Raw genomic sequence first — 7,234 nt, 5'->3', positions numbered from 1 at the left:
GATTTCTCAAAAATACGTTGGTGACAACTCCTTGATCAATGCCATTGCAGAATCAAATTCAATTTCTGACATTAACCTGATCTACTCAGGACAACAATTAACGATTCCAACAGAAGGCTCTGCACAAGCAGCTGCTGAACCTCAAGCAACCGTTCAAGAAGCTCCCGTCCAAGCTGAACAACCTGTTGTACAAGAAACGGTTCAAACAGAAACACAAGCAGCCCCTGTTGCTGAAACACAATCTGCTCCTGCTGCAACAGAAACAACAACAACGGCAACAAGCACGAATGCTGCAAAAGAATGGATCGCACAAAAAGAATCAAGCGGTTCTTACACAGCAACGAACGGACGTTACATCGGACGTTACCAATTAGATTCTTCTTACTTGAATGGTGACTACTCTGCTGCGAACCAAGAAAAAGTGGCAGAACAATATGTTGCTTCACGTTATGGTTCTTGGGAAGCTGCGAAAGCATTCTGGGAAGCAAACGGTTGGTACTAAGATTCATTATTTGAACGTTTAAACACATTCAAAATAGGAAGAGGCCATGCGAAAGAATACATCGCATGGCCTCTTTTTGAGTTGTTTTGTCACATCAGAGCGAGTTTTTTTGCTTATCTATTACTTCTATGACTTTCTTGCCGAAATCTATTTTATATCAGATTTTATAAAAAAATACCGATGGGATCTCTCCCTCGATATCTTTTCTCAGTATATAAAAAAATTATGCGGCTAAGAAGATTCGAACTTCCACGAGGTCGCCCTCACTAGCGCCTGAAGCTAGCGCGTCTGCCAATTCCGCCATAGCCGCATCACATGTTCTAGTTTAGGATTACATTTGTTTTTTGTCAAGAACATATTTTTTGTTCTTTTTTATCTCTACGCGTTTTCCCTCTTGCAACCAATACAAATAGTTCATCCGAGTAACTCCATCATCTATTGAAGGGCGATAAAAAAATTCTGTTTTTTCCATAAGCTCAATTTCACTTTTCAGAAAATTGGTCACATGATGCGGGACGCTATCGATGCAAACATAGACATAGTCAACAGCACGGATTCTTTCAAATAGTGCTTTCTCCCCATACTCATATGCGTCGATTCTTTCGACAGTTTTTACATATTTCTGCAATCCTTTTACGAATCCTTTTATTTGTTTGTTCCCAATCACAGCAATTTTGAGTGATGATGCCCACTTTTCAGCATCTATGCTCAATTGCTTTTTACTTGGCTGTTTAAATTTTTGACTTATTCTCTTTAGATATTTGTCGCTTCTTCTTTTTGACTTATTCTGTTCAACGATAGGATAGCAATACCTTAGATATACTGGACCGTCTACTGTTTTTTGATGTACTCGTACTGCTATCCCATCTGTTAAAAGATCTTTGCGTTTAAAGCTCTCTTCTACTATCAGTGGTCTTCTTTGCTCCGTATTGACCTCGTGGAAATAAATGCTGCCCTCTTCTATTTCTACAAAACCATAAAAAATATTTGTTTCTTGATACTGCAAATCATTCGCTTGTTGTTCAAAGATCCATTGATACCTATTGAACAGCTTGTTCAGCTGATTGAACTTATAAAATGATTGGGTGTCTAACTGCTGAATCAATGCATGGATCAGATCTTGAGGAGCTGCTTGTACGAAGTTTTGTTTTTCCTTTGCTAATTGTTCTGTTTGTCGCTGGTTGACTTTAGACAACTGCTGCAGTTCTTGTTTTTTCTTCTCCATGATTTTCAGATACGTAGCATTTCTATTTGAAAGCTTTTCTAATTTCTTGTTCAGTCGATCATTTCTTTTCTTTAATAAATCTGACGCTTTATGTATTCTCTCTAGATAATGTTGCATTTGGCTATTTTTTTGCAGCAAATAAATGATGATCTGGTTACGTTTTTGGAGTTCCTGAAGTGCGTGGTTATCTGTATCCCAGCCCACTTCTTCTAATTTTTGATACAATTGTTCTGTTTTCCTCTGCTGTTCGATGACTTTTTGTCTCATCTCTTCTTTTTCTACTTTTGCTTGCTGTTGCTGTCGTTCGAGTTGCTGTGACAGCTCTCTGATGTGTTTCTTGTCCTCTCTTCTTTTCTTGCTCACAGTAGCTACTTGCTTTTTTGCTTTACTCAATTCTTGCTTCAGTTGATTCATTTCATTGTTTAAACGAACGACTCTGGGATCGGTAGCTATTTTATTTTGCTGCTTTTTCTTCGTTTCTTTGTTCTTCTTTTTCTCTCGATTCAGCTGTTTTTGCTGCATTTTCTCCAACAACTGTCTTCTTCTTTCATTTTGATACTGATCATTTTTTATTTCTGCTTGTTGCCATCCTTCTGGAATTCTTTTATAACCGCTAAAGTAGTTCACGAGATCTCCTTTCTAGTGATCATAAGCAACGGACGAAAAAACTTTAAATAACACATTTATTAAAAATTCAATTTATCTTGAACTTTCAATATCAATCAATAAGATCATTTTTTCAAAAGATAACGAGCATTCATCTATTATAAAAACAATACAATAAATAACAAAAATCTGCAATCGTTTATTTTGTTAAATTATTCTTAATACGATACATCACAAAAAATAAAAATAAGAATGGCTATTCACCAAAATAGTGCTATAGTAGAAAAAAATATGTTTACTTAGGAAGAGGCGGATTCGATGAAATTGATCAAACTATGGGAAGCAGATTTGGAGAAAGCTTATCGGCTGCAAACTAGCTTCGGACCAAACGAGAATGGATTTATCAACAATACTTACGGCTATACACTTGCTGAATTTTTAGATTATGTAAAAAAATGCGAAAACACTTCTTTAGGGATCGATCTTCCTGAGAATTACGTTCCCGCAACCGTCTTTATTTTGGAAAATGATGGACATGAGTATGTAGGAATTTTTAATCTGCGCCATAAACTGAACGAATCATTAAGAAACGGCGCTGGCCATATCGGTTACGGCATCTCCCCTGACCATCGTAAAAAAGGATATGCAACACAAGGCTTAGCATTAGTACTGCAAGAGGCAAAAAAACTCGGCATCGATGAGGCACTTTTGTCTGTAAATAAAAAAAATCTTGGCAGTCTTAAGGCGCAGCAAAAAAATGGGGCCACGATTTATCGTGAAGATGAGAAAGAATACTATACGAAAATCAAATTGATGTAAAAAAGATGGATGGCAAAAGGAAAGGGATTTGAACGTCCTTTATCAATAGAACACATTTATTTGATTAACTTCTAATATAGCAGACAAAATTTTATAAACAAAAAAACCTCTTATCTCTTTTCTTCAAGAAAGGATAAAAGGTTTTTTGTTTTTACTATTTACTTCTCCTAGCTAGTCAGTCAAGATTCCTATCGAATCCCCAACGCAATCCGTGCATAACGGCTCATCTTATCGGTCGTCCATGCGGGATACCAGACTAGTTTTACTTCTGGATTTTTGACTTCTGGAATATCGCTTAATGCTTCGTGTATCGATTCAGTCAATACGTCGGCTAAGGGACAGCCCATTGTTGTTAGGGTCAAGTGCTGTTATATCAGCATTTCTATCGCTTTTTCCTGCGTTAAAGCGATAGTATCTCCTCGATTCCAGTGCATGTTAGAAGCCAATATTCTGTTCTTTTTATTAACTTTTGCAGATTCATTATACCTTAAAAAACGATTGAATTGTCCCTAAAAATAGCTTGGACTACATACTTAATGAGGATTTTTTTACGCATTTTGTCTGTAGTCCAATTAAATTTTCTCAAAAAAACAAGCAATTCAAATGTGCAAATATTTTCAGAAATACACCATTAAATGCAACTCGAAATTCTCACTAATTATTCATTTTTTTTATAACAAAGATGCAGGTTTTGAAATTGACAAATCATATTTTAATGAACGAACCTTCTCTTTTCCTTAGGAATTAAATCTATCAATGAAATTGCTGAAGGATAATGTTTTTGCATATATTCTATTACACCTAATACGTGTGCATCTTCAGAAGCATATAATTCCTCTTTTAATTGAGACATATCTATTTGAATACTTTCGCCTAGAAAATCCATTGCATCTGAAAATTCTTTATTTTCATGATAAATATCATAAAAATCGGCTAGCTGTTTACAAGTAACTACTCCATCTGTAACAAAATTTAATAGAGATTTCTTGATGTCCATCTCATTCTCCTTTTTTAATTCTATGCTTATTAAATACTTTTGGTGCATATATAAAGCTCATTATACTTCGAGGTAATCATAAGTATAGTTATTTGTCACACTATTAGTAAAAATTCCCCATAAAGTTCAGTAATCACATATTTCAATAGTTATTGTAAAATATTTAGAATACTGAAAATAACTACAAATATATAAGAAGCTATTGAAAATATAAAGCTCCAGTGTAAGTTTTTATACTTTTTAGTTGCTGTCTTTGCAAGATAATAGTTTTGTTCAATCATGACTTCTTCAAAACTATATTGAGAGATTTCAGATACTTTTATTTTATAAGATTCAGCATCTTTATAGGTAGCTACGTCTTCCCAAAAAACAATTCCGTTGCCATTTCTATAGCTTCTACGTGGAAAGATAACTAAAAATAAAAAAACATAAGCTACAAGTAACAGTACGATGCTCACTAATAAAACAAGATGGCTCGATTTTTCTAATTCGAAAGGTAAAGTATCTTTAAATTGAGTATACAAAAATCCCATCAATACACCGTTTACAGTTATAAATACTGCTGATTTAGTATCTGCAAACTGTATATAATTGTTTAGATAGTCATTTTGTGAATAAACAAAGTCTTTTTTTGATGATGACATATAAGTATCACTCCAATTCAGATTTTTTTAAGTAATTTCTAGATAAATCATTGTCATTAACATATAAACTAAAATATTTGTTTTTAGTAATGTTTCCTTCAGATTTTATCTTACAAATCATGTAATGCAGTCCATTAAAAGCAGTATGCCTCGGGCATCGAAAATCAGCAATGTCTTCCTCCGAGAAAGCGTCTTTTGGGACAACATAGTCTAACTCTTCTTCTTCAGAAGCTTCAATACCAGAGTTTGAAACAGTCCATTCTACACTGTTAATTTTATGTAGCAAAAGCTGACTAGCTTCAATCCGATAAACTATGTCTGTATCTTTTTCTAATGCTTTTTCTGAATAGTAAGGTATCCAACCTTCGCTTTCTGAAAAGTAATAACATTTCATTTGAAAGTCTCCCTCATAAGACTCAAAATGGGCTATTCTTTCCAAATATTTTGACCAATCAAAATTTTTCATTTTATAATTAAATGACTTGTATTTCATAATATAATAGTCTTTTTCTTCAGAGTTACCTTTAATGTAGATATCACTGAGCAAATCATCTGGTAATTGCAAGTATGAAAAAACATTTTCACCAATCATAATACTATTTGCAGAAGCCTTATTTTGGAGTTTAGATGACAAATCAGCATGTAAACTAGTCACAGTAACTTCATTAATATCATCGATGCCATATTTAGACCAAAGAACTTCATCATCATCCCCAAAATCTATACCAATTCTTATTTTTAATGATGATACACCTAAAACATTCTCAAAATACTCTTTCAAAATATTTTGATTCATATATTGTATGATTGAAGCTGCATTTATAGCTTGAATTATTGCATCACTTTTTGAAATTTTACTATGTCCAGTAAAAGCAAAAATTGCATCTCCTTGAAGTCGGTGGATATGACCACCAAAATATCTAATGATTTCAATTCCAGTTGAAAGAACAGCATTTTTTATTTTCTGAACAGTTTCTAAATCATACTTGAGTGCTAATCTAGTGGAACCTTTAATATCTAAAAAAATTGAACAAATATATTGTGTCTTTGGAAGTAAACTATCATCAGTAAAATCTGGATGTGTTCCTATTTTTTCAGAAAATCTATTTGGTGGAAATTTAGCTATAGTAAGTGTTTCATCCTCTGGAACAATTATGCTTTGAGAAAAATCCATATATCTACTGTGAACTACAGATTTCTCTAAATTTTTGTCCAAATTTTCTTTTTGTAAATTTTTATGAAAAACTCTTTTAATATTGTTATACAAATTAATACAACACCCTTTCAATTATACGAACACATATTTACAATAAAAAGCCTATTTAAAGGCTTCTTATTGTAACTATTTAAACTTTAGTCAATTATCTCCAAAGGAGGTAAGCTTTCTACCAAATCCATTACTATTTATTTTTGGGAAACAAAAAAATCTAATCTATAATAGACTAGATTTTATATAATTTATTAGACATGCGAGTTTATTTTGTATTCCTAGATATGAACGGCAATAATTCTTCAAATTTTTCTAGCTCGAAAATCATTGCTTTTTTATCAGGTATTAAATCTCCTTTAAATTGATACCTCATCTCTTCTTTCCATTTATCTCCCATTAGTGACCTAAGAATATTTCTTATTGCACCATATTGCATCTTGATACTACCTTTTTGTTGACTTTCAGGTTTTGAAAACGGAATAGACTTTAGAGAATTTGCTTTACATGCTTGAATAGCAAATACCTTATTTTCTCTATCCAAAAGTGGTTTTACATGACTTGTATAACCTAGTGCTTCTGCAATTGATTTATCAAACGTCAAAGAATTTTTATTGAGAGTCAACAAATAGCTACCAGTCGTTTCTACACTAATTACTTCAAAATTATAATCATCAAAATTTATTTTACTCATTATTGGTGTTCTCCTTTCGACAATACTTCAGCAACTTCTTCTTTTGTCCATTTCGTATCAATCACAATAAATCCTTTAAATACACCTGATTTAATAGTAGAAACAAAATTCCTAGGTTTTTCAATATTTTTGACAGTTTTCTTTTTGAACCCTTTTCTTGGATTTAGCAATAATTCTTGCACCAAATTCCATTCATCTTCAGAAACAATAGCAGGCAATCCATTTCTCAATAAATACTGAGGTTTCTCACCACGGTTGACTTTTTTCTTATGAGTAAAGCAATCTACGGTAAAAGTCTTTTGCATGATAACTAAGCCAAAATACTTCTCATTTCTTAATACACGATAAATTGATGAAGATTTCCATTTATTGCCTGCTACAGTTGGTATATTTGGTGTTAGGATGATTTAGTGGACACATTTTGGGAGAGGACTATAATAACCTCGAACGAAAGGAAGTTCGCTAAATGAAAAAGTACAGTCAAGAAAGAAAAGACATGATCCTTCAACTCGTCGCAACTGGTAAGCCGGTTGCCGAAAT

8 protein-coding genes, 1 tRNA gene and 1 pseudogene are annotated in these 7,234 nt (G+C 33.0%); 2 read left to right on the top strand and 8 right to left on the bottom strand.

The window, feature by feature from the left end; all coding sequences use genetic code 11:
* A partial coding sequence (gene apf / locus KFO35_RS13630; protein WP_211140346.1) for an aggregation-promoting factor occupies window positions 1-502 on the top strand: 502 nt, incomplete at its 5' end.
* Between the two features lie 226 nt (window positions 503-728).
* On the opposite strand, the gene KFO35_RS13625 is transcribed toward apf, so the two are convergent.
* A tRNA-Leu gene (locus KFO35_RS13625) sits at window positions 729-812 on the bottom strand.
* Between the two features lie 21 nt (window positions 813-833).
* Window positions 834-2,354 (bottom strand): hypothetical protein, encoded by a 1,521-nt coding sequence (locus KFO35_RS13620; protein ID WP_002315117.1) that lies wholly within the window; start codon window positions 2,352-2,354, stop codon window positions 834-836.
* Between the two features lie 297 nt (window positions 2,355-2,651).
* Here KFO35_RS13620 and KFO35_RS13615 point away from each other — a divergent pair, with 297 nt between their 5' ends.
* Entirely contained in the window at window positions 2,652-3,152 is a 501-nt protein-coding gene (locus KFO35_RS13615; RefSeq protein ID WP_002315118.1) for a GNAT family N-acetyltransferase, read from the top strand.
* A 188-nt stretch (window positions 3,153-3,340) separates the two neighbouring features.
* On the opposite strand, the pseudogene KFO35_RS13610 reads toward KFO35_RS13615, so the two are convergent.
* The 6 genes and pseudogenes from KFO35_RS13610 to KFO35_RS13585 all read right to left on the bottom strand — a co-directional run.
* Window positions 3,341-3,514, bottom strand: a pseudogene (locus KFO35_RS13610) (iron-sulfur cluster assembly protein); the annotation flags it as partial.
* A gap of 350 nt (window positions 3,515-3,864) precedes the next feature.
* On the bottom strand, window positions 3,865-4,149 hold the full coding sequence (locus tag KFO35_RS13605; protein ID WP_024636368.1) for a hypothetical protein: 285 nt from the start codon (window positions 4,147-4,149) through the stop codon (window positions 3,865-3,867).
* 149 nt (window positions 4,150-4,298) lie between these two features.
* Window positions 4,299-4,793, bottom strand: coding sequence for a Pycsar system effector family protein (locus KFO35_RS13600; RefSeq protein WP_002315121.1), 495 nt, complete (start codon window positions 4,791-4,793; stop codon window positions 4,299-4,301).
* Between the two features lie 7 nt (window positions 4,794-4,800).
* Window positions 4,801-6,060 (bottom strand): nucleotide-binding domain-containing protein, encoded by a 1,260-nt coding sequence (locus tag KFO35_RS13595; protein ID WP_227326422.1) that lies wholly within the window; start codon window positions 6,058-6,060, stop codon window positions 4,801-4,803.
* A gap of 208 nt (window positions 6,061-6,268) precedes the next feature.
* Complete coding sequence (locus tag KFO35_RS13590; RefSeq protein ID WP_005233849.1) at window positions 6,269-6,694, bottom strand: hypothetical protein; 426 nt, start codon at window positions 6,692-6,694, stop codon at window positions 6,269-6,271.
* Entirely contained in the window at window positions 6,694-7,083 is a 390-nt protein-coding gene (locus tag KFO35_RS13585) for a recombinase family protein (protein ID WP_267647197.1), read from the bottom strand. The genes KFO35_RS13590 and KFO35_RS13585 overlap by 1 nt, the downstream gene beginning before the upstream one ends.
* Window positions 7,084-7,234 lie beyond the last annotated feature (151 nt).

The organism is Enterococcus lactis (assembly GCF_015751045.1).
GTDB classification, from domain to species: Bacteria; Bacillota; Bacilli; order Lactobacillales; family Enterococcaceae; genus Enterococcus_B; species Enterococcus_B lactis.
Note: the sequence above shows the minus strand (reverse complement) of the source record. Positions and strands in the feature narration are given on the sequence as shown.

What these genes read in the sequence shown, in the direction of transcription:
- KFO35_RS13600 (WP_002315121.1), bottom strand. Translation starts at nt 4,793, where the DNA reads ATGTCATCATCAAAAAAAGACTTTGTTTATTCACAAAATGACTATCTA.
- KFO35_RS13590 (WP_005233849.1), bottom strand. Translation starts at nt 6,694, where the DNA reads ATGAGTAAAATAAATTTTGATGATTATAATTTTGAAGTAATTAGTGTA.
- KFO35_RS13615 (WP_002315118.1), top strand. Translation starts at nt 2,652, where the DNA reads ATGAAATTGATCAAACTATGGGAAGCAGATTTGGAGAAAGCTTATCGG.
- KFO35_RS13605 (WP_024636368.1), bottom strand. Translation starts at nt 4,149, where the DNA reads ATGGACATCAAGAAATCTCTATTAAATTTTGTTACAGATGGAGTAGTT.